Origin of the sequence: Coleofasciculus sp. G1-WW12-02, from assembly GCF_040219735.1 — a bacterium.
GTDB lineage: Bacteria > Cyanobacteriota > Cyanobacteriia > Cyanobacteriales > Coleofasciculaceae > Coleofasciculus.
On the sequence record NZ_JAVJRX010000138.1, the window covers coordinates 1 to 22699 of the forward strand.

18 protein-coding genes and 1 pseudogene are annotated in these 22699 nt (G+C 45.6%); 4 read left to right on the plus strand and 15 right to left on the minus strand.

All coding sequences use genetic code 11. From position 1 onward, the window contains the following. The first annotated feature begins 664 nt into the window (after window positions 1-664). The 3 genes from RID09_RS22220 (at window position 665) to RID09_RS22230 (ending at window position 3598) form a co-directional block, all read left to right on the plus strand. Window positions 665-1810, plus strand: coding sequence for a Re/Si-specific NAD(P)(+) transhydrogenase subunit alpha (locus RID09_RS22220; RefSeq protein WP_446338093.1), 1146 nt, complete (start codon window positions 665-667; stop codon window positions 1808-1810). A gap of 89 nt (window positions 1811-1899) precedes the next feature. Next, window positions 1900-2178 (plus strand): NAD(P) transhydrogenase subunit alpha, encoded by a 279-nt coding sequence (locus RID09_RS22225; RefSeq protein ID WP_446338094.1) that lies wholly within the window; start codon window positions 1900-1902, stop codon window positions 2176-2178. Window positions 2179-2191: 13 nt separating this feature from the next. Next, window positions 2192-3598 carry an NAD(P)(+) transhydrogenase (Re/Si-specific) subunit beta gene (locus RID09_RS22230; RefSeq protein WP_446338095.1) on the plus strand — a complete coding sequence of 469 codons (1407 nt, stop codon included), beginning with the start codon at window positions 2192-2194 and terminating at the stop codon, window positions 3596-3598. A gap of 439 nt (window positions 3599-4037) precedes the next feature. Here the strand turns inward: RID09_RS22230 and RID09_RS22235 are convergent, their stop codons facing one another. The 10 genes and pseudogenes from RID09_RS22235 to RID09_RS22280 form a co-directional block, all read right to left on the minus strand. Continuing rightward, window positions 4038-5573, minus strand: a complete 1536-nt coding sequence (locus RID09_RS22235; RefSeq protein WP_446338096.1) for a serine/threonine protein kinase — start codon at window positions 5571-5573, stop codon at window positions 4038-4040. 430 nt (window positions 5574-6003) lie between these two features. Next, window positions 6004-6549: pseudogene (locus RID09_RS22240) on the minus strand (RNA-guided endonuclease InsQ/TnpB family protein); the annotation flags it as partial. Then, window positions 6524-6712, minus strand: a complete 189-nt coding sequence (locus RID09_RS22245; protein WP_446338097.1) for a helix-turn-helix domain-containing protein — start codon at window positions 6710-6712, stop codon at window positions 6524-6526. The pseudogene RID09_RS22240 and the gene RID09_RS22245, both read right to left, overlap by 26 nt. Window positions 6713-6922: 210 nt before the next feature. Further along, a complete protein-coding gene (locus tag RID09_RS22250) occupies window positions 6923-7369 on the minus strand; it encodes a hypothetical protein (RefSeq protein WP_446338098.1) in 447 nt (148 codons plus the stop codon). A 178-nt stretch (window positions 7370-7547) separates the two neighbouring features. Then, complete coding sequence (locus RID09_RS22255) at window positions 7548-8747, minus strand: anhydro-N-acetylmuramic acid kinase (protein ID WP_446338099.1); 1200 nt, start codon at window positions 8745-8747, stop codon at window positions 7548-7550. Between the two features lie 169 nt (window positions 8748-8916). After that, window positions 8917-11106: a hypothetical protein gene (locus tag RID09_RS22260; protein ID WP_446338100.1), complete on the minus strand. Its 2190-nt coding sequence runs from the start codon at window positions 11104-11106 to the stop codon at window positions 8917-8919. Window positions 11107-11169: 63 nt separating this feature from the next. Next, on the minus strand, window positions 11170-12648 hold the full coding sequence (locus RID09_RS22265; RefSeq protein ID WP_446338101.1) for a hypothetical protein: 1479 nt from the start codon (window positions 12646-12648) through the stop codon (window positions 11170-11172). Window positions 12649-12679: 31 nt separating this feature from the next. Further along, complete coding sequence (locus RID09_RS22270; protein WP_446338102.1) at window positions 12680-13717, minus strand: phage tail protein; 1038 nt, start codon at window positions 13715-13717, stop codon at window positions 12680-12682. A 545-nt stretch (window positions 13718-14262) separates the two neighbouring features. Beyond that, window positions 14263-16488 carry a putative baseplate assembly protein gene (locus tag RID09_RS22275; protein ID WP_446338103.1) on the minus strand — a complete coding sequence of 742 codons (2226 nt, stop codon included), beginning with the start codon at window positions 16486-16488 and terminating at the stop codon, window positions 14263-14265. A 277-nt stretch (window positions 16489-16765) separates the two neighbouring features. Continuing rightward, window positions 16766-17182: a GPW/gp25 family protein gene (locus RID09_RS22280; protein WP_446338104.1), complete on the minus strand. Its 417-nt coding sequence runs from the start codon at window positions 17180-17182 to the stop codon at window positions 16766-16768. 91 nt (window positions 17183-17273) lie between these two features. Here RID09_RS22280 and RID09_RS22285 point away from each other — a divergent pair, with 91 nt between their 5' ends. Continuing rightward, complete coding sequence (locus tag RID09_RS22285) at window positions 17274-18104, plus strand: hypothetical protein (RefSeq protein ID WP_446338105.1); 831 nt, start codon at window positions 17274-17276, stop codon at window positions 18102-18104. A 5-nt stretch (window positions 18105-18109) separates the two neighbouring features. Here RID09_RS22285 and RID09_RS22290 read toward each other — a convergent pair whose 3' ends face one another. The 5 genes from RID09_RS22290 to RID09_RS22310 form a co-directional block, all read right to left on the minus strand. Next, the gene (locus RID09_RS22290; protein ID WP_446338106.1) at window positions 18110-18505 is read right to left on the minus strand and encodes a DUF4280 domain-containing protein; all 396 of its coding nucleotides are present in this window, start codon (window positions 18503-18505) and stop codon (window positions 18110-18112) included. A 58-nt stretch (window positions 18506-18563) separates the two neighbouring features. Continuing rightward, the gene (locus RID09_RS22295) at window positions 18564-20510 is read right to left on the minus strand and encodes a VgrG-related protein (RefSeq protein WP_446338128.1); all 1947 of its coding nucleotides are present in this window, start codon (window positions 20508-20510) and stop codon (window positions 18564-18566) included. Between the two features lie 462 nt (window positions 20511-20972). Next, on the minus strand, window positions 20973-21482 hold the full coding sequence (locus tag RID09_RS22300) for a CIS tube protein (protein ID WP_446338107.1): 510 nt from the start codon (window positions 21480-21482) through the stop codon (window positions 20973-20975). Between the two features lie 376 nt (window positions 21483-21858). Next, a complete protein-coding gene (locus RID09_RS22305; protein ID WP_446338108.1) occupies window positions 21859-22065 on the minus strand; it encodes a hypothetical protein in 207 nt (68 codons plus the stop codon). Between the two features lie 270 nt (window positions 22066-22335). Beyond that, window positions 22336-22566, minus strand: a complete 231-nt coding sequence (locus RID09_RS22310) for a hypothetical protein (protein WP_446338109.1) — start codon at window positions 22564-22566, stop codon at window positions 22336-22338. Window positions 22567-22699: the final 133 nt, after the last annotated feature.

The following is a 22699-nucleotide window of genomic DNA, read 5'->3' on the forward strand; positions in this document are numbered from 1 at the left end:
AATTAGGCTTAGAGGCTAGTCCGAACTAGGGAAGTATTCGGAAGTCTGTGCCAGAACTAGGCTCAAACCGAGCTATTCACCGCTTACGTTGTCCAAACTGGCTTGGTCAATCCTTGTCCCTTTTAGGGCAAGGTTGGTGAATTTTATCCTATCTGTAGTTAAATATACACAAAATTGGCAAAAAGCTGCTCATACTTCTGAGTATTACCAAATACTATTAGGATGCAAACAGCAAGCTCTCACGCATTGAATTAATTTGATTGTTGAGGCTGACGGGAGACAGGGAGAGAGTTTTACGGTTTTTGTCAAAACTTATTGCTATTCAATGTAGATGAACAAGAGCTGACTCAATTGCAAAATTTAGGACTATTTTCTCAAGCGATACTACAAGTGATACTAGATAGCAGTAGCCTAGAAAATAAAGATGTTGGATATTAGGAGAAGGGCATCGGAATATTCCGATTAAACTATAGCTAATTCAGTACGGATGAGGAACTCGACTGAATCGTCCTCAAGACCCAAAAATTTTACCCGCCAAAAATAGCCTGTGTAGGGTTGATGCAAAAGGAAGGCACAAGGGCTATCATGTCATAAAAATACGCCCTTCGTGTATGGCAGTAGCCTAATGACTAAGTTATAGTTTTTTCGGTTAGAAGGAGTTTTCATGAAAATAGCACTGGTTAAAGAAATTGAAGTTGGCGAAAATCGGGTCGCCCTGATTCCGGATACTGTTGCCCGTTTAGTCAAACAGGGCTTAGAGATTTGGGTAGAAAATGGTGCGGGAGAGGCATCGTTTTTTAGCGATCGCGCCTACGAAGAAGCAGGGGCTACCTTAGTCTCAGATCCGGGCAAACTCTGGGGTGAAGCCGATGTCATCGTGAAAGTGAGCATTCCCAAAGATGATGAAATCAACCAGATGCGGGAAGGATCGGTATTAATTAGCTTCCTCAACCCCCTGGGTAAGCCAGACGTCGCCCAAAAACTGGCAAACCGCCAGGTGACAGCCTTCAGTATGGAATTGATTCCCCGTACCAGTCGCGCCCAGAGTATGGATGCGCTGTCCTCCCAAGCTGGGGTAGCCGGGTACAAAGCCGTACTGATTGCCGCCGCCGCGTTACCGAAATTCTTCCCCATGTTAACCACAGCAGCGGGAACAATCAAACCCTCAAAAGTATTTATCCTCGGTGCAGGAGTCGCTGGCTTACAAGCGATCGCGACTGCCCGACGCCTGGGTGCTATGGTAGAAGCCTTTGATATTCGTCCGGCGGTTAAGGAAGAAGTGCAAAGTTTAGGGGCGAAGTTTGTCGAGGTAAAAATCCAAGAAGACACCGTTGCTGAAGGCGGTTATGCTAAGGAAATCTCTGACACCGCTAAACAGCGCACCCAAGAGGTGATCGCTGAACACGTCAAGCAAGCCGATGTGGTAATTACCACCGCCCAAGTTCCTGGGAAAAAAGCCCCCTTGCTAGTGACGGAGGAAATGGTACAGCAAATGAATCCAGGTTCGGTGATCGTGGATCTCGCCGCCGAACAAGGTGGAAACTGTGCCGTTACCGAAGCGGGGAAAGATATTGTCCGTCATGGCGTGACGATTATTGGTCCAATGAATGTCCCCTCGTCCATGCCCACCCACGCCAGCCAGATGTATGCCAAGAATATATCAACGTTATTGCAGTACCTGGTAAAAGAGGGACAGTTACAACTCAATTTTGAGGATGATATTGTAGAGAGCACCTGTGTCACCCATGGTGGCGAAATTCGTAATCAGCGGGTCAAAGATGCTCTGTCTCAAATGAGTACAAAAGTATAGGTCATGGTTGATCGTTTTGTCTTTGGCGATGAACCTGTCGCTTGCTCAAAGAAAAGTTAGTATCATGAAGCCCGAAAAAGGAGGAAGGGATGACCACCACATTTATTGCCAGTTTATTTGTCTTCGTGTTAGCTTCCTTTGTTGGTTTTGAAGTGATCAACAAAGTGCCACCCACCCTGCACACTCCCTTGATGTCTGGCGCTAATGCCATTTCCGGTATTGCCGTCATCGGCGCCTTGCTTATCTCCGGATCTAAGGAATGGAATGTCACAGTCATTTTGGGTTTAATTGCTGTGGTGTTAGCCACGGTTAACGTGGTGGGCGGTTTCTTAGTTACGGATCGAATGTTGCAAATGTTTAAAAAATAAGTGAGGTGAGAGCATGACCGAGTTTCTGCCGACTGGGATTGAACTAACCTATTTAGTCGCAACGGGATTATTTATCTTGGGGTTGAAAAAGCTGGGATCACCAGCTACGGCACGCCAAGGAAATGTTTGGGCTTCGGTAGGAATGCTGCTGGCTGTAGTGGCAACTCTGCTTAACCAACAGGTCTTAAATTATCAGATGATTGTGGCAGGGATCGCCCTGGGTTCCGTAATTGGCGTAATCGCCGCCTATAAAGTCGCGATGACTGCCATGCCTCAGATGGTAGGCTTACTGAATGGGTTGGGCGGTGCCGCATCAGCCCTAGTCGCGATCGGGGAATTTTGGCGCTTGCTCAGCACGGGTCAAGGTGTACCCTTAGGGTCTACGATTACCGTGATTCTGGGTGTGTTGATTGGTGGAGTCACGCTCACTGGCAGCTTTGTGGCATTTGGCAAGTTACAGGGGTTGATTACGGGTAAGCCGGTAAAGTTTCCCTTACAGCAACTTTTTAATTCCTTACTCCTGATTAGCTTTTTGGTGTGCAGTGGCTACCTATTAGTCACACCGGAGAATACAACCATCTTTCTGTCGATGGTAGGTATCTCCTCGGTGTTAGGGATTTTCTTTGTCCTGCCGATTGGCGGCGGCGATATGCCTGTAGTGATCTCACTGCTGAACTCGTTTTCTGGGTTAGCGGCGAGCGCGGCGGGTTTTGTCGTGATGAACGATATGCTGATTGTGGCTGGGGCGTTAGTTGGGGCTTCGGGTTTAATCCTGACCAATATTATGTGTAAGGCGATGAACCGTTCCCTACCCAATGTGCTATTTAGTGCCTTTGGTAGCGGTGACGCCAAAGGCGGTGCTGGTGGCGCAGGTGGTGTAGGGGATAAGGTTGTCCATAGCATCGATGCTGAAGAAGGGGCAATGATGTTGGGCTATGCCCGTTCAGTGGTCGTTGTTCCAGGTTATGGTATGGCGGTGGCTCAGGCACAACATACGGTGCGCGAGTTAGCTGATCAGCTTGAAAAACTGGGCGTTGAGGTCAAATACGCCATTCACCCAGTTGCGGGTCGTATGCCGGGACACATGAACGTACTTTTAGCCGAAGCGAATGTCTCTTATGACCAGCTCTATGACATGGATGACATCAATCCTCAGTTTGATAACACGGATGTCGCCCTCGTCATTGGTGCCAATGATGTGGTGAATCCAGCCGCTCGCAGCAATAGCGGTAGTCCGATTTACGGTATGCCGATTCTCGATGTCGATAAGGCGAAACATGCGATCGTGATTAAGCGAAGCATGAGCGCGGGCTTTGCTGGGATTGAAAATGAGCTGTTCTACGGCGATAAGACCATGATGTTGTTTGGTAGCGCCAAGGATATTGTGGCGCAGCTAGTTGCTCAAGTGAAGCAGCTGTGACATCATCCCACACCAAATCAAAGATTCTGGTGTGGGCTTCCAAGCTTCACAACTTGGATTTCCTGGTTTTTCCCGTTCGGCTGACGCTCACGGCGGAAGCCTTGCGGGATTTCGACACTTACCTAGACTCAGACGAGTACATTTGAGTCCCCGGTAGACCGTCTGCACAGGCAGTTTCCATTCCCGCCAGCCCTGCGGTACTGGTTAGTTTGATTTGCGTTGGTTGTTGATGATCGAATTCGATCATCAACTCACACTGCAGCAATTTAAACTCGCTTTGTGAGCAGATGTATCGAATTACATGTCAATTTACCACATTGAGGTTGAGGGAGTCGAGTGTATCCCAACGCCCAATTAAAAATTATGGTGTGGGTCTTATTGCTCCCCCTCTCCCCCCACAATTAGATAAATTCTCAACTCAAGACTCAAAATTTAAACCCTATCCGGAAATATCGGTGGGATAATCAGTATGAACGGCTTCTAGCTTCATGACAATTTTCGGCTTAAGTTTCTCAAGCTCTTGCTTGAGAATTCGTTTACTTAGCTGAGGCTGAGCGCTGGGCATAGCCGCATGGCTAGCATTTGCCCAATCTAGGAGCAGTTTCCGCTGAGTTGAGGCAATGGTGGAGGTCATCACATTGGCGCAGCGTTGGGGTTGAGTCAGGGCAAAGAATAAAATCCGGTAGCTTCCCGATTCTCCTAAAATGCGGATCACTTTCTGACCCATGGCAGTTTTCAGATCCAAATAGCAGGTTAGCCAACGGGCGCCATGTTGCCGATTATGCAATGCTGTAATCCATAACACCATGGGATGAGGAGACATCAGAAACAGGAATTGGTTATAGCGGGTACTAATTCGGCGGTTTTCAATATCGTCCTTCGTCAGCATCACCCAAAGGGTGGCTAACAGTTCTTGACTGGTGCGAATAATATGAGGAAAAACAATCGAGGCTTGGGGTTTGTTTTTGGGCCAAGATGTTTGTAAACAGAGGTCTTCAATGGAACGAGCTGGAGGCTGGGGCGGTTCTTCTACGCGGGATATTTTCGAGAGTACCGCACCAATCCGTTGACCGAGTTGTCGTCCTTGACCAAAACGCTGCTCTAAGGGTTCTAACGTCTGGATGACTTCCTCAATTGTTTGCGGGCGATCGCTCGCCTCTTTTGCCAAACAACTCATCACCAGATTTTCCAAGGCTTTGGGCAATTTCAAATCAGGTTTTGCGGCTTCAAAGGTGCGCGGTGGACTGAAGTGATGGGCTTTGTACCACCCGCCGAAGGAATTGGATTCGCCCACAATCGGCATTTCCCCCGTGAGCATCTCAAACATCATCACACCCAGACTGTAAATATCTGAGCGGTTATCCAGTTCCCGTCCTTCCATTTGCTCGGGGGAACAATAGGCTAACGTCCCCATAAACGAGTGTGTTTGCTCGCTGTTGGACTGGATCAGCTTGGCAATGCCAAAGTCGAGGATTTTTACCAGTTCCCCGAAGGAGGCGTCTTGAACCACGAGAATATTGCTGGGTTTAATATCTCGGTGAATAATTGGGCTAGGTTGCCCTTCGATCACGATCCCCTTATGAGCGCATTGCAGCCCTAAACTAATCTGACGGCTAATATTGAGAAACCGAGGTAAAGGTAGGGTTTGATCGCGAATGATTTCACTTAAGCCATTGCCTTCTAGGAACTCCATGACGTAAAACGAAATATCATTTTCATCCACGCCATAATCCCGGACGCGCACGATATGATTACTTTTTTCCCCAAGTAGCGCACAGATTGTTGCTTCTCGCTCAAAGCGATCGCGCATTTTTTGGTTGAGCAAGGTTTGGGAGATGAATTTGACAGCGACAATAACGCCGCCGAGTAACATATCTTTAGCTTTATAAACTTGACCCATAGCGCCCTGACCTATCAACCCAACGAGTTGATAGCGATTGGCGAGTATGCGACCATGATTAGGGTCTTTTGTCATGATTGGTTTAGTGAGAGCTTGGAGCAGTTGTGAACAATACCTATTTACCAGTTTGACCCAAGCGCAATTCGGCAAGTAGCATCCTCAAGAACTAAACCCAATAACTCACTCGGTTACTCGTTCCATGGTGACTAGCCATAGTTCATCGCTTCGTTGAGCGCTCAACTGGAGCCACACCTGTGGCAAACCGCACAATAAATAACTCAAGAAGTTAAAAATGTCAAGGATGACGTAGAATTTATCGGTCTATCCTGGACTCTATCCTGCTAAGCTAACACACAAAAGCAGGTAAAACGTCGCAGATTTTTAGGGGGGGGTCAAATCCCAGTGAGTGATCTTCACGCTTTATACTTCTGATTATAGGTGACACAGAAAATCGGAGTGACATCCTCCCACACCAAATCAAAGATTATGGTGTGGGCTTCCCAAATCACTTTGAGAACTTCCTGGTTATTCCCTTTCGGGATTTCGCCACTTGCCTAGATTGAGTTACCTCAACCCCCGGTAAATCGGCTGCACAGGCACTTTCTATTCCCGTCTGTCCAACGGTACTGATTAGCTCTATTCCTCGGTTTCTGATGACTTGACCACTAGCTACGTCGCGGTCAGTTTTAAAACCGCAATGGGGACAATCATGCACCCGGTAATCCAAGTCTTTTTTGACTTCACCTTTACATTCAGGACACTCCCCTGAAGTGCCTCTAGCGTCAACAACAGCAAAAAACTTCCCACGCTTCCAACAAACATATTGAGTAATGGTGCGGAATTGACCAAAACCAGCATCAAGAATATGCTTACCCAGCATTCCCTTGGCACTGATTCTATAGTCCAAATTTTCCATGAAAACCATATCACCAGCATCACAAAGGGCGTGAGCTTGTTTGAAATGGAAGTTTTTTCTGGTGTTGTCAATGTGGTGGTGAAGTCGGCCTACCTTGAGTCGTTGTTTTTCATAGTTCTTTGACCGCTTCTTTTTCCAGAGAGCATCTATCAATCAAACACTTACGACTATTACACCAATCTTTTATCTTCCCCAAGGCATAGTTATATGCACGGCGACAGATTTCCATCCACTCAATTAACCGTTGTTCTTGAGTGACATCTGGATAGATTCGGTAACGATAGTTAAGTGTCAGCATAGCTATCTTATAGCGTATTTACTGGATGATAGTGTGCTGTAAAATGTTAATTTAGGTGAACATTGAGTTAACTAAATTAACTTGGGGAAGTCGTGTATCCCATCGCGCTCATCATAGATTACAGCGTGGGTCTTACGACCTCCCTAAACCCCTGCTACAGATAAATTAGATAGGTTATTGCTAATGGTGTACCAGTTAATACGTCTTGTGCTATCCCGGCTGTCGTTCTAGCTTGGCTTCCATTGTGCTGGTCAGATAATGACCCGCCATGATGCTACTGGAGAGGTAGTAGGTATTGTCATCAAGTTGGTGTCGGGTTTCAAAACCACTACGTCTTTGACGATCGCCTAAAACCCAATAGCGTTGAACAATTGATTCTGGAGTGATCCAACCCTCGCCTTCGACACGACCTAAACCACTATGCTGTAAAACAAAGGTATACTGTCGTTCTCCGGCATCAAGACGCCCCCGATACTGGAAAGAAATATCCTCGCGCTCATCGTCGGGAAAAACCAGCTTTGTCACCATCGTAAACCAGTTTTCTCGACCCCAGGCAACAATTGTTTTCCCTCTGACGCTCAGCAGCAATCCATTGCGCTCCAGCCAATTCCCCTGGAGTGTCCATCGTCCTGCCTCCATTAAAAAGGTGTGAGCCACAGCGTTACCCTTTGCCTCTGATTGAATATTGCTTGTTGAATTTTTCCTCAACAGTGACACAATGCCTGACTAAGCAGATTGCCAAAATGGTAGTCATGAGGATAAAAAAGGCAATTATGTTTCAGTATTAAGTGTAGTCCCAAGTGGGCAAGAAACGCTTCATTGTAAATTAATTATTTTAGGATGGCGCGATATTACCCAAAAGTACCCCTTGCTTGGCGCCTGTAACTTGAGGGAGATTCCCGCAAATGCCCAAGTCTCGCCAATAGGCTAAAACGGCAAAGGCGATCGCTTCTTTGAAATCTCCACTCACCCCAGCCTCATCTGTTGTTTGTATGTCCACTGACTGTAACCGGGTTTGTAAGCGCTGTTTGAGATAGAGATTGCGGCTACCCCCACCGCATAAGAATATCTGATCGGGCATCTGGGGCAAAAAGCGACGGTAGCTTTCCTCAATTGAGGCGACGGTGAGTTCTGTCAGGGTTGCCAATAAATCAGCCGGACTCAGGGAATAGGGTTGACTCTGGGCAATACATTGTTGTAAATAATCCCAACCGAACAATTCTCGCCCTGTGGATTTAGGGGGGGCTTGTTGGAAAAAGTCATGAGTTAACCATTGGTTAAGCAAGGCTTGACAAACCGTACCCTGACGCGCCCAGTTCCCGTCTTGGTCATAGGTTTTGCTTCCCTGAGTAAAATGCTGCACCGCTAAATCCAACAGACTATTCCCAGGTCCTGTATCCCAACCGCAGACAGCATCTAACCAATTCCCTTGACAGGGAGGGAGGTAGGTAACATTACCAATTCCGCCGATATTTTGGATACATCGGTGTTGAGTTGGATAGCATAGCAAACAAGCATCAATTTTGGAGACTAGGGGCGCTCCTTGACCCCCAACTGCGATATCAGCAACACGGAAATTACTGATAGTTTTAATCCCTGTGGCGTCAGCAATAACCTCTCCCCGTCCTAACTGAAGACTATATCCCAAAGAAGAGTCGGAGAATCCTGGGACATCATCTCTCCCCTGCTCCCCCGCTCCCCTGCTCCCCTGCATCTTCCTAGGGGGGCGATGGTAAACAGTTTGACCGTGGGAACCGATCAGCGTAGCGGCGGGTGGGTGGTGTTTCTGGATGGCTTGGGCGGCTTGGGCAAATTGTTGGGCGATCGCATCATCTAACACAGCGAGTTCTGCCATAGGTATAGAACCGCCAGCACAGAGATTTAGGATCTGCGATCGCAGTTGTTCCGGGTAGGGGTAAGTCGCTCCCGCCAACAACTTCACGGTTAAATCTGACTCGGAACCAGCAATCTCCACGAAAGCCGCATCAATTCCATCAACTGACGTACCACTTATTAATCCAATGACGCGGGTCATAGTTTTTTCTGGGGGAGGAAGAAGAAAATAGCTACGGTAGGAATCAATAGATTGTACCAAGAGTTGGCATTTCCTCAAAAAACCTCAGCCGTGAGGCTGAGGTCTGTGACATCCGGCTCTTCCGGACTTACTATGCCAAACTGTTAGTTAAAATTACCAAACCCTACGGTCACTCATCGCGATCGCACCCTAACCCTTGCAGCCGTTTCGCTCGTCTCACCCGCACCTGGGTATCGTCACTACCACTAGCGATCAGAATATTTCTCTTCAAAACATTTATATCAACACTATTGAATTTGAATGTTTGGTTTCTCAATGACCGACCCACTTCAATCCCACTTGCATAATTTTCTGCTCGTTTACCCTGATTCGTTAGGGGCCACAGCATCATTCGCCCGTCATCGCCACCACTGGCTAAGTAACAACCCCCATTACTTAAAGCCACAGAGCGCACGGGTTGACCGCCATGACCATTCGACCAGCGATCAAGAATTTCACAAGACTGATTATCCACCAAACAGGATCGCATATTCCATAGAGTAATAGTGCCTTGATTATCAGCAGTTGCCAAAAGATAAGGTTTTAATTTGGCAACATCCATGCTGAATATATAGTCATCTTTTCCCCCTTCCTCTCCTTCTTTGTAGGTCACTTTACGCAGAGAATTATCACCCAAATTCAAAATAACTAACTGATGAAATCGTCCAGCAACTGCTAAATTTTGATTGCCTTGTCCTATAAATTCCAAGTTATAGACAGCGAAGTCAAAGTTTAGCTCCATAATCGGTTGCTTTTCTTCGTTCAATTGTCCTAGAGATTGGTCTAGATCTTGGTAAATATCCCACCCAAGCACCTTACCACTGCCATGACCGCTAAACAGATAACGAGAGTCTTCAGTAAACTCTAATGCTAAGACCCGATCATCTTTTTGAAAAGAAAAAGAATCCATCAATTTTGGTGTTTCTGCCAATAAATTCAATAGTTGGATCTCACCATTTTCTAACCCAGCAGCGACAACATTATTATCTATCGGTTTATAACGAATAACGCGCACGGCTTTTCCCGTATCGGCAATTTCCTCTACTTCTGGATTAGCAACAGGATTAAAAAAGCCATCAACTCGCCATTTAATTAAAGTTTCATCACTGGAACCACTAACGACATTCTGGCTCATGCCATTAAATTGCACGGAATTAACTGCCGCTTGGTGTCCAAACAACTTGTTATTGGGATTGAGCCAAGATAGCCACCAGATGAAATATAAAAGCAAAACTCCTCCACCCAAAACTAACCAAGCCGGAAGAATTGGATAAACATCCAGTCTTAACACTTGACTAGTGGGATTGGTATTTCCTAAACGCTGATCCGATAACATCGCCACCGCTTCTAAAGATAGCCGCTTGGTTCCACCCCATAAATGGCGTCGGGCTTGAACTCTAGTCGCTGCTTGAGCCGTTTGACCTGGATTCAATTCTGCGGGTTTATCCGGCAATTCTAAGGTACATTCCTGTTTGTCTTCACCTTGAATTTCAACACTGACTTGCTGCTGAAGATTGCTATGATTATCAAATTCCAATGTGTAGGTAACCGGGAAACTACGCCAGTTGGGTAACCAGGTGCGTTTGGCTGGAATTTGTTGCTGCTTGGGAGTGGCGCTAAATTTAACCAATCCCATAGGTAAAACTTCTAGGATACCTTCCACTTGGGCAGGAGTTCCATGACGATGAGTCGCCGCGATCGCAAAAGGATAAATCCGGCTGGGGGCTTGGGGAATGTCAGGAATTTGGCAGATAAATGTTTCGGTTGCTTGTCCGCCAGGAGGTAGGTGTAACTGGCGTTCAGTTCCATCCACAATCCAGGTTGGATCTAAGCCCGAAAACTTCAAAGTAACATCAGTTTCAAGTTGACTGGGATTATAAACCCGTACCGGGATTTCCTGCTGATTTGCTGGATACTCTTGAAACTCCCCCACTGGCAGATCCAATTTTAACGGAATCGAACCCGTACCTTGTTCTAAAATTAAACGCAGGACTTCTCTGTCTTCATCTGGAAGTTCCATGGAGAAGACACGCACCGTTAGGTTCATTAGTCCGACAAACCCTGGTACAGGATTATCCACAATCGTCACCTGAAAATGGGTGACATCACCGGGAGGCTTTTTGGTACTCACTTCTGGGGAGATAATGTACCAATCCGGAAGGCGATCAACCTCAACTCCAGCCGCCATGACTTCCACCTGAAAACTGGCAAAGCGATCGCTATCATTCACCACCATAACTTCAAACGCAGCAGGTAGACCTCCGGGCTTAAATCTAATTTGTTTTGGGGAAACAGTCGTATCAATTAAATTATCTGCCATTATTTTTTCCTTACTCCTGAAACTCCCCTAGTTTTCCTATTAAGCAGTTCCCTCATCAACACCCTAGATCAACTTATCAAACAGATCATCTCGACGCGATTTATCCGGCGGTTTTGATGGCTTGGAGGGGTGGGAAGGAGTTGATGTAACAACTTTTGGCAGTGGCTGCTGTCCCCAGGTTAGCTGTCGGCGACGCCAAGCCGTATACAAAATGTTAATCCCTATTTCCTGTGCTGTACGGATTGCTTCACGGGAGGTAAGTCGCTTTTCATTGATTCCCCACGCGCCTGATAAGTTACCTAGCGCGACGATAATTCCGCCACCGCTTAAGATTTGAATCGGCTTTCTATTGATAGTAGGTGCCGCAGCAAAGAGAAAGGGTTGAGTCCGAAGTAAGTCGTGGCGGTCTAATTTTTCCAGTGGAGTTAACAGAACTCCCAAACTTTGGGCAAACTCTTGGAATCGACCCGCGATCGAATTCTTGCGTCTGGCTAACTCTGTCGCAATCATCTCTCGTTCACTTACAATATCTTGTCGGCATTGCTTTAATCTTGTATCTGTATCAATATTTGGAGTGTTATCGATTTGAGTTAATGCCTGTTCGAGTTCGTGGTAAAGTTGGCTCAGGTCTTTTATTGCATTGCCTTGCCTCCAATGTTTCAAGTCTGACGACGCTTCTACTAAAAGTGTGCCTCCTGCCTTTAAATACTGTCGCAGAACCTCAAATTCAGATTCTCCTAATACATGGACTTGGCGATCCGCCATGAAAAATAAATCATATTCTAAAATATTTTGTAGCTCTGCCAATTGTAAACTGAATTGTCCAATTTCATCACCCCCCTGCAGGGCTGGATAAAGTCCAGAAGTTGATTGTAGAAGATAGGAGAGATTCGATAAAATACGCTCATGTTCATGGTTATCAACGGCTAGCCCTTTGTACATGGCAACTTGAACAACCGCCTGAGGTCGCGCTTGTGGCTGGAGACGGTAGCGCAAGTCCAACTGGTTATAGCTAGGGGAGAAAACATGGACTGGGACTTCAAGTTTAAATTTTCCAGCTTTAAGGAGAATCCGGCACAATTCGACGTCCCCTTCAGTGGGTGGACTCGTCTTCTCATCAATCCGAAATGTTTCGATGATTCTATCTGTGGTTCTACGGGTGCGTAATTCTTCGGGATCTCTAAATTTAACTACCAAATAAACCATCAAGGGTTTTTCTGGCGTCGCTTCTGAAGAAATCCGGTAGGACATGGGTTCAGGCACTACGATAAAATTGCCAAATAAATCAATGGCAATTCCCGGTTGAATTTCGACCCAACGTTCATCTCGGTATTTTGCCACAACATCAGCGGGTGCGGGAACGATATGTACCCCCAAACCGAATACAATTCCTGGCTGATGCAGAGATTGGTAATAGGTTCTACGATACTGACGGTGATATTGGTGCGCTAACTGCCAACGTTGGGCATCAATGAGTAAGCCATCTGTGACATGGAGACGCTCAAATTGTTGGATAGAAGGTGGAGGAAAATGGTTAGTCATTTGTCATTTGTTATTTGTTATTTGTTATTTGTCATTCAACATAGAGTTCATAGGTACAAAATGCGGGTTTTTCTTGTTGAATAATTTGATGAACTAATAATTCATCAATTTGAGTCGGGGGATCAGGACGCAGTCGCACAATGAAATGATAAGGTTGTCCGCCGCCGATAAGGGAGTCTTGATTTAGGCGCGTGTTTCCCATAATAAATCCCTGACCAAAAACTTCTTGAATACAAATATGCCTTTGATGTTCTGGGAGATGATCATCTAAAGGTAAGTCAGTAAATAGATGCAAGTAGAATCGTAGTCCCCTGCGCGTACCCCGCCAGCGATAAATCTCCATCGCCTGACGAATCAGATAGCGCTGTCGCTGTAGGCTTAAGGCGGGGTTAAGCTGCCAACCGACCCAATGGGCTAGAAAGGGTAGAAGTGTCTCTGGTGTCATTAAGGGGTCGAGATACGCCCATAAAGCATCCAGGGATTGTACTGTCGGTTCAAAGGCTTGCTCGAAAATTTTCAGCAAGCGACCCATAAAATCTACTTCTCGATAGATTTCAGGTAAAAAGTTTAGATATAAGCTGTGAGGGCGAACATAAAGATTAAAGCTAGCTGATTCAACATGTTTGTTCCCCGTTACCGATTGGCTGTAGTAGACATAAATCTGACCGCGATAATCGAGACGGTGAGAGGGTTGAGCATCTCCTACCTGATTAGACTCAAAGAAATCGGCTGGCATATAAAAGCGAATGACAGCTTCCATGAGTCCACCGGGACGGAGTTCCCGCCCTTCCATACCCAAACGATACCATTGGGAAGGAAAATCTCCCTGGATTTGAATATCCAAGTGTAAGGTATGGTTGCTTAGATTTTCTAGTTCCAGCAGGAGTTCACTGGGTTCTCCGGGGTAGAGGGTAAGATAGCAACCGCGACGTTCTGTTTGCCGAGTTGCTTGGCTGAGCAAAGGCGCTTCTAACTCGCTCGACCCCCCAATGGACTGAGGGGTGACCTCTGGCAACTGCATGGGAGTCAGTTGCAGACGTAAGGGTAATATATCGCGAGCTTGTGTCATTTGTCATTTGTCAAGGGAACGGGGAACAGGGAACAGGGGAAGTAACTGTAACCAAAAAGTTGGACACCTCTGGACATTGTTGGATATTTTGTCCAGGTGTTGTTGTGTTATAATGAACGCAAGCGAAAACCAAGCTAAAAATCTTAGGGCTTGAGACCCCGTAACAAAGCTTTTAAGAGTAGCGCACCTGTAATAAGGCGGTTGAGAAATCCAGCATACCTTAATGGCGCTGAAAATAACGGATTAAAGCAGCAAAGTTTCTCAAATTACTACAATTACAGACTTTGAGTAGGGCGAGTTTCGTCCGATTTTAAGCCTGTGGACTGGTTGAGTGCCGACACCGAAGCGAGTGAAACAGGAAGCAATCCGGATAATGTCTAACAAGATCCAATGTTGTCTAGCTTTGTCCAAGTGTTGTAGAACGGAACACAATAACTCAAAACCATGTCCGACTAGCGCGTTGGATCAAATCGGGGCGGGTGCTTTGTTAAGTTAGGGGTTTTCTAGTGAACATTATCGGTAAAACCCGCCCCGACAAAAAAATTCTAAGGAATTAAGTTGATCACATGACCAGAGCGTAATCGATTATTGTGCCATGAACAGATTAAACCCAAAGGACCGGGGTCAATAACAGGGGTTCGTGGTAAGGTTCGCATCCACTTTTGTCCCTGACTCCGTAATTCAAACAGTTGTACAGCGCCTAAATACTGTACACCAGGCACGCTTTGTAATATAGTCACAATATCAGATGAGTAAACGGGGCGACCAAATGACCACCCTTTACCCTCTGAACCGCCGATCAGAGGATTGAGAAAGCGATACAATGCGGTTTGTAATTTCAATAGTATTTCTTGTTGAGCGCGGGGATTATTATAAGCTGGATCGAGAGCAACTTCAGTTTGTACCGCAACCCCGACGTAATCAGGTTGGCTACAGAGGATTTCTACACCCAGTAATCGTCGTTCGTCGAGATAACTCAGCACTCGCTCGGTGAGTTGGGGAGTCAGGGTTAATAAGTCTGGGTCAATTCCTTCACCTCGCTCAATACCATCGGTATTGGCGTTTGGTACAAGCAGCAGACGCACTCTTCCAGCTTCTTCTTTACGAATTGGCGATAAGCATAACGTGCGAGCAATGGAACCGCTTCCTGCTTCCATGGCTAAGTATTCAAAGTCTTCGGGAGTGACGGCGCGATCGCGGGTTCGTAGGAGTCGTGGTACACGGATCACGGCTTCTTCTAAGGATTCAGCATCAGCGCCATTCCGGGCGGAGGAATGGTTGATCACGTTAGCTACATAAGGAACGGCGGATTTGAGGACTTGAATCGCGCCCCGTTGAACGTTACCCTGTTGTCCACCTCCAATGCGATAGGCGACCATTTGAATCACAGCACCTCTAGGGGGAACCGCCCCATATTGACGTTCCATTGACTGCATCGCAGCGATATCCCGCCGTTCTACCACGCCAGTTCTACCATTGACTAAATTGAGCATTTCCGACGGTACTCTCTGAGACTGGGAACGCCACCACGTCTGTTCTCGCAGTTGAGAAGGTTCTCGTAATAGGGGACCAAATTGAACGGTTCCGGTAATCGCATCAATGGTATAGTGCAGGTCTTCTGGACCTGAATCGGCAAAATCATTGACTTCTTGCCATATTTGTGGTAATCCTCCAGGCGGAATCACCAGAATATGTTCCTCATCCCGTCGGGGTAAAATTCCCCGTCCTTGTAATTGAAAGGTTTGACCGGGGGTTCCGTCACTTTCGCCGAGGATTTCATTCCGAATCGTGGTACATTGGGTGACTTCGACTGTACCGCCAATCGAACGGACATCTAAACCAACAATTCGCGGGGAACGAATATAACCGGGTTGATTGAAGCGAGGTTCGGTGTAAATACAGCGCAGCCAGCGTCCCTGATAGGTAACAAATTGGGTAACCGGTAAACGCAGGGGTAAATGCAAGACAACATCCGCCCCTTGTAAAGGATCGCCTCCCTGCTGAATCAGTTCACTAAAACTGAATCCTTTGGTGCTATCATCGGCTTCTCGCAGCAGGATAGGTTCCCAAAACATACCATTCCAGGCTTGCCAAAGGCGGGGTGGATCTTCGGGATTAATCCCGGTGGAGGTAGCGGCTTCACCTTTGATCCGCAGGGCGATAACATTGCCTTCAATGGGTTGATCCCCCTCAAAGACGATATAAAAGCAATTTCCCGTTTGGGGTTGTTCATTAAAAATCGATAACTCCAAGCCTTGCCACTCTCCCCTGGGTCGCTGAGTCCAAGTTCCCACGAAGCGATCGCGCAGGATTTGGGGTTGATCTTCATCGGTGTCGGAGGTGAGAAAATGGCGGATACTCGGTTTAGCAATCACCAGGGAGCGATCGGTGCTAAAAATAATCGCATCGTCGGTTTGGGTTCGTACCGTCGCCACTTCTGTTCCCAATGGAATCGTGTAGGATTCAGGTAGCGCCGCACTCAGATAAAACGTCTGTTGGGTTTGCGCCGGGGTTGGGGCTTGTAGGCGAATCCCCAGTAATTCCAGAAAGGTAACATAGTTACGGCGGGGGACTTGATTGAACCGCAGCAACATTTGGTCAGTTAACCAAGCGAACAGTTCAATCAGCGTGATTCCGGGATCACTGGGGTTATAATTCGTCCACTCTGGACAGTAGCGGGGAATGCGGAGGATACACTCTTCCACCAAATCCTGAAACGTGCGATCGTCGAGATCTGATTTTGGTAAATTCGGTAAAAAATCAAATTCCATAATTTGTCATTCGTTTATGTCATTTGTCATTCATCATTCGTCCTATGTCAGCGGTACACCCAACTGTAGGGGCGCAAGGCTTGCGCCCTTAATCATGTAAAGGCTTGCGCCCTTAATCATGTAAAGGCTTGCGCCCTTAATCATGTACCTCACAACACTGATAAACGCTATAATTCACCCAAAAACGTACCACAACTTACAAAATCATTCCTGTTGTAGAGACGTTGCATGCAACGTCTCTACAGATTGTCACCACTAACGGCTAAACCCTGACCAACTACTCCCCAGAGGGCTGGAGATAGAACGGATAAACCAGACTCCGAGTATCATGGGAGTCTTTCGGATGATATTCAATAGTAATATTGACCCGACCGCGAATCGGGTCAGGTTCTGTATAAACGCCATCTAGTACAATCCGAGGTTCCCACATTTTTATGGCTTCCTCCACATAAACTCGGATCAGCAAAAGAGTTTGGGTATTCATCGGCGCAAAGGCAAGTTCAGACAGGCGCGAGCCAAAATTTTGTCGGTAGACTCGTTCCCCCACCTTTGTTCCCAGAATAAGCCCAATCGATTCTTCGAGGTTCCGGATATCGGAACTGAGTTGCAGGCTTCCTTGTAAGTTTCCCCGTAATGGGAATGATAGTCCCCTACCCAGATAAGAGCGGGGCTGATTATTTGTAATGTCTGCCATTTTTATAAATTTAGCGCGTTAGGATCAGTGCTACCTTATCAGGGTCTCAAGAATTCAGCTTATTCGCCAAAACCTGAGTCCAGTTAAAGCTATGGAAGTTCATAATTCAGTCATAGGGGCAGAATTTGCACTCAAAAATTATGGAGTTGTTTTGCTCAAAGGAGTCCTCGATACGGCTCAACTTTCCCTTGTTGCTCGATCCGCCACTCAATGTTTTTCTAGCATAGAACAGATTCTTCATGAGCAGGGCATCGAACAGGTCAGTGATTATCTTCCTTTCTACTATTTATTTAATGCCAGCTCCACCTCCGTTAGTCTGTTTGCCCTTGATGATTATCAAGTAACCCGTGCTTTCGAGACGATTTCTCACCAGATGCTGTCTATTTTAGTCAATTCTTTAGCTTATCAGATTTTAGCCCAGATGATGGATAACTCCCTTTTATTTAACCTTTCTCAATCTTGGGTCAGGAAACAGTATGCTCTCTCACACTATCATCCCTTGCATACCCCCCATAGCTGGCATCAAGATGGGGCTTTAGGAGTTACTTTTAACCCTTTGTCGGATAGCAGTAATGACTATATCAGTGAACCGTTAACACCCCTAATTACCTGCTGGATACCGCTGACAGACTGTGGACGAAATCGCCCAAGTCTTCAGTTGATCAGGCGAAATCTAGATCAGCTTCTCCATTATGACTGTTTAAATGAAGTTAAACTCAGACAACGTTTTGCACCCGATGAGTTTTGGTCACCAGAAATGACCCTGGGAGATGTTCTGATTTTCCTCAATGGCACGCTTCACAAAACTTATGTTACTGAAGCGATGACTCAGGATCGAATTAGCGTTGAATTGCGTGTAATGAGTGCTAACAAAATTCCCAAATGGATGAATCAGAATGTATTTATCCCGTTAAAAGAATAATCTCTTCAGAGAACAGTGACTTGAAATTGTCCAGGATTCATAATTTTAATCACACCGCCCCAACTACAGTTACAAACAGCAAAATCAGGGAGTGCCGGTATATTATTAATCTTTGTTTTAATTGCCCCAGGCTTCCAGGGACCAACTGGAACAGGAATACAGGGCATAGGAGTTAATACCCCTAAAGCTGCTGCTGTTGCTGATGCCACGGCTGGATTGGCTATAGAGATACACATCCCAAAAGGTGGTATATTGGCGATTGGAGCAAAGTCCATAATTGTAGCCGCTAACCTACCTTTCACTGATACAGGTGGCCCTTTGGGAATCACAATTAACGAACTGGGTGCTACTCCAAAGGGAATACATTGGAGTGTTGCCCCCATACAAGTTTGCAACGGCATTGTTTATTCCTTTTTTCGATTTTTTGCTTGTTTATGTCAAGTATCCTTCTCATATTTTTTAGCCTAAGCTAACGGTTGGAGCTGACACAGTAATCGCCGCCTTACCCCGTACTGATGTTGTCATGCCACTCAAGTTAGTCATGGATAGGGAATCAATATTAATTCCTGCTGGACTGAGTTCTATCTTGTTACCACCTTGTTTGATGATAATGCTCATTGGTGACATTTCTATAGTGCTGCCGCCTACTCTTAAAGTAATATTCTGTGGAGCTTCTACATTAATGGTTCCCGTTGATTGCATTGTAATATTCCTGCCTTGATCTTTCATTTCATAAGTATGTCCTCCTTGAGTTTTTATGATAATTTTCTTATTCTGATCATCTAAACGTACTTGATTACCATTTTTAGTTTTCGCTTCGATAAATTTATCACTATCATTTAAATATAAATGATGACCATATACTGTATCCAGATAAACCCCTTTTTTACTGCTGCCTTTATCCTCTTCAACAAACTGTAACGTATGACCCGTGCGAGTTTTCAATGTCCGGAGTCTAACTTTACCATCCACCACACTATTCGTCACGGGTTCTGGCGGTTTATCCTTACCATTCCACACTCCGCCAATGACATAAGGATGATGAATATCCCCATGTTCAAACGCCACTAACACCTCATCATTAATTTCTGGCAAACAGTCAAATCCTCGATTTGTACCCGCACCTGTTCCCACAACACGCGCCCAATAACTGGCATGTTTTTCGGTCAAAGTAGGAAACTTGACTCTGACTCTCCCCCAACTATTCGGATCATTGTTATCAGTAACAATGCCTACGAGTAGTGTTTGTCCTGGTTGAAAAGGGGCTTCGTGGGATAGCAGAGGGGGAAAATTATCCCCGCGTAATCCCCGTATCGTGAACTCTGTGGTGTAAACTCGTTCCTCGAATAGATGACGGGTTTCTGTAACGTAATACTTTCCGCTATACTTACCTATATCCTTCAATTTGATGACTCGCCCTGGTCGAATTTTGGGGTTTCCTTCAGCTTTCGCATCAGCCTGAACAAATTCTCCCCCTAATTCATCACAAATAGCTTGAGCAATAGTTCTCGCTTCAGGTGCATTGAAGACAGGTTGGTCTACTAAAATCATCTTGGGTGTGGGGGGCTTTCCTTTAAAACTGGTACTGGTTTTCGCACCGTCCCCGTAATCATTTTTAGTATGAACCTGTCCTCGATTCGCGGTTTCTACAATCGGTAGTTTTTGACTATAGTCCCAGCCTCGGACTTCAACTTCACTGACTTGTTCTGCACTACTGACTCTAACCTGAAAACTATGAACATCTTGAAGCCATTTCAGTTTTAGAGATTCATCGACTTTGGGTTTGCGGAAGTTTAATTTCCCATCTTGAACAAAGAACTCAAAGCCGTTGCGGGCGGCGCGTTCTCGTAAGAATTCGAGATTGGTCTGATTTTCTTGAAAAACATAGCCATTCGACCCATTGATATCTCCATAGCCATAAGGTCCCCCCGTCTCATCAATCTGACCTGTGGGTATCCCGACTTCCCCAGCAATTTTTTTCACAATATCGGTATCGGTCATGTTCTGAAACGAACGATTATATCGCCCTCGCCACAGTCGATGGGAAATATCATATCCGCGAATAATCATTGGCGCTTCGGAGTCACGGGTAAAGTTACACTCCATCGCCGTGATTTCCCCTTCGAGGATGTAATCTTTCTCTTGCGCTTCAAACTCTCGGGCTGCGGTGGTACTTGAAACGAAACCTATCTTAATCGTTTTGCCAATTTCAAATAAGTCACTATGTCGCCAGGTTTGATCCTCCGTGCGCCCAGGAAAGTAATCATTCTTAATCACTAAGGTGAACATTCCAGGAAGATGGAGGCTTTCTTCCAAAGCGATTTCAATAATGTCGTTAAGTAACGCTTCAGAAGCTAACTGACCATCAATTTTTAAAATCGGTTCAGCTACATAAGTGACATCCATGGCGACCTCTAGAATGGAGACTTGGCACACAGTTGTGCCGCTTGCTGGGGATTTACCCAGGGTGAATTGATGTGAGACGGGGGCAATTTAGGTAGAAAGCAGGGGCTTGGGTAATTGAGTTTCTCGTTTTTTGCTGACCTGTTTCTCTTGCCTTAGTTTTACATTTTGTAAACAAATAGGAATAGTGCATTTAAGATGAATGTAGCATTCATCTGTAAAAATTCAACAGGTGACTCTTATAAAAGGTCTGAAGTGACCTAAACTGTTGTATTATCGGTGATTGATCGGGACGGGTTAATGGGTGCGATCGCGCAATCTGAGATCTGTGTAGTTATCCTAACAGATGAATAGTCCCCAAGGGAAAAACCTGTGTAATAAATTGCTAAGTTTTGATAACCTAGCGTAAAGCGGCTCCAAATACAAAATGTCTTAAACAGGTAAGACACGTACACACCCACTACACTAGCGCCCACTACTCTGACGCTGGTTCCCACTCGGTTGGGGCGTTCCCATTCCCGGTTGAGAAACAGACTCATCAATCTCTTCCAAGGTCAGATTAATCGAAACTCGCACAGGTGTCCCATCTGGCAGAAACATGGTCAGGTTATAATCAACTTTTGTAACAAAACAACGAATATACTCCTGGGAACCCCAGGTAAACACATAAGTGGGAGGACGTTTTTCCTTCCCTTCCCCCGACTCGGCAAAATTCACCGCTTTCTCAAAGGGTTTCAGATAGCGGAGAACACTCTCACCTGTCTCATAAGTATCAAAAATAATGTCGTTAATCGAGAGGGTAACGGGTTCAGGATAAGCAAAGTTAACCTTGGGTAATCCTCGACCCGTTCGCGCTCCGCTACTTTTTGTTAAATTAATTTGCTGGCTAAACGCCAACTGGCTGGGGTTGAACATGAAATCAATTGTTCCCCCACCATCTGTGGAAATAAGCTGGGCTTTAACAAGTTGTGACATGACTGATTACCTCTGACTCAGTTTTGCCGGCAATTGTCAATGGCTTCACCTCGTCTTACGCTGAGTTTTCCAGAATGACTCTTACTGACTAAGCTGTCATGCATTTAAATTGGGTATTAGTAGCGAGCAAGATGCTCGCACTACAATGCTTTCGCCATTATTGACATTAAGGTTTAAATGCCGAACAGCTTACTCTACCAGAGGGTTCAGAAAAGGGCTTGCCAGTGTTTAGGGTGAGCAGCCAATCTTCTGCCAGGATTGTTTCCTCTACCCTACCTAAATCAAGATACCATCTAGGGACTGCGCTCAACTTTTGTTGAATTAAAGTTTTGCTCGATTATTTTAAGTTTTGTTAAAATGTTTCGGTGGAACATCTCTAAGGTTGTGATACTGTTGTGTCCAATAATTTCACGTAAGCAATGGGGATGACAAGGGGCCAAAATACCGTGGCGATGCCAACGGTGAGGAAAGATAAGACTTTTTGCTGAGGAGATAGTCCCGCTCCTTTTTTGAGAAAGCGTAACCAAGCTGCCGATAAATAAAGCGCAACCAATACGTAAAGACTAACAAGCAAAAGTTTCATATTCAAACTCCAGGTATGAATCCAAACAAGTATTCAAAATCTAAGTAATTATATCAGATGTCTATCAACTTGGCTAATCATTACTTGATTGTAAAGTATAGCTGGATAAGTTATGAAATAGCCATCATGGCTGGGTCTGGTTTCCCGCCTCATCTTTCTTCACAAATCATTGGGATTGGCTCTATTAATGTATTCTGTGTTACTAATCTGGAATCCGGGCAGTATTCAGTTTGTTAGGTACAGTCTTTTTGATCCATACTCCTAATCTTTTTAAACTGGTTCAGCAGAACCTTTCGACGGCTTTGATACGGTAGCGTTTAATAGCTTGGCGTAAGCAATGGGGAGGACAAGGGGCCAAAATACCGTGGCGATGCCAATGGTGAGTAACGATAAGAGGTTTTGCTGAGCAGACAGTCCTGTGCCTTGTTTGAAAAAGCGGAACCAAGCGACCAATAAATAAAGCGAAACAAGGGTATATAGAGTGATAAGCCAAAGGTTCATAGAAAAACTCAATATGTAGATGAAACTCGATGAATCAGATTCTAGATTTTGAGAGATATCTGATTTGTTTTGAACGTTCAGATTATCCTTGATTGTCTAGAGGTATTTTGTGTTACATGTCTTTAACTCCAGT

Coding starts and splice junctions, on each gene's coding strand:
- RID09_RS22220 (WP_446338093.1), top strand. CDS start 665: ATGAAAATAGCACTGGTTAAAGAAATTGAAGTTGGCGAAAATCGGGTC.
- RID09_RS22225 (WP_446338094.1), top strand. CDS start 1,900: ATGACCACCACATTTATTGCCAGTTTATTTGTCTTCGTGTTAGCTTCC.
- RID09_RS22230 (WP_446338095.1), top strand. CDS start 2,192: ATGACCGAGTTTCTGCCGACTGGGATTGAACTAACCTATTTAGTCGCA.
- RID09_RS22235 (WP_446338096.1), bottom strand. CDS start 5,573: ATGACAAAAGACCCTAATCATGGTCGCATACTCGCCAATCGCTATCAA.
- RID09_RS22245 (WP_446338097.1), bottom strand. CDS start 6,712: ATGCTGACACTTAACTATCGTTACCGAATCTATCCAGATGTCACTCAA.
- RID09_RS22255 (WP_446338099.1), bottom strand. CDS start 8,747: ATGACCCGCGTCATTGGATTAATAAGTGGTACGTCAGTTGATGGAATT.
- RID09_RS22260 (WP_446338100.1), bottom strand. CDS start 11,106: ATGGCAGATAATTTAATTGATACGACTGTTTCCCCAAAACAAATTAGA.
- RID09_RS22265 (WP_446338101.1), bottom strand. CDS start 12,648: ATGACTAACCATTTTCCTCCACCTTCTATCCAACAATTTGAGCGTCTC.
- RID09_RS22270 (WP_446338102.1), bottom strand. CDS start 13,717: ATGACACAAGCTCGCGATATATTACCCTTACGTCTGCAACTGACTCCC.
- RID09_RS22275 (WP_446338103.1), bottom strand. CDS start 16,488: ATGGAATTTGATTTTTTACCGAATTTACCAAAATCAGATCTCGACGAT.
- RID09_RS22280 (WP_446338104.1), bottom strand. CDS start 17,182: ATGGCAGACATTACAAATAATCAGCCCCGCTCTTATCTGGGTAGGGGA.
- RID09_RS22285 (WP_446338105.1), top strand. CDS start 17,274: ATGGAAGTTCATAATTCAGTCATAGGGGCAGAATTTGCACTCAAAAAT.
- RID09_RS22290 (WP_446338106.1), bottom strand. CDS start 18,505: ATGCCGTTGCAAACTTGTATGGGGGCAACACTCCAATGTATTCCCTTT.
- RID09_RS22295 (WP_446338128.1), bottom strand. CDS start 20,510: ATGGATGTCACTTATGTAGCTGAACCGATTTTAAAAATTGATGGTCAG.
- RID09_RS22300 (WP_446338107.1), bottom strand. CDS start 21,482: ATGTCACAACTTGTTAAAGCCCAGCTTATTTCCACAGATGGTGGGGGA.
- RID09_RS22305 (WP_446338108.1), bottom strand. CDS start 22,065: ATGAAACTTTTGCTTGTTAGTCTTTACGTATTGGTTGCGCTTTATTTA.
- RID09_RS22310 (WP_446338109.1), bottom strand. CDS start 22,566: ATGAACCTTTGGCTTATCACTCTATATACCCTTGTTTCGCTTTATTTA.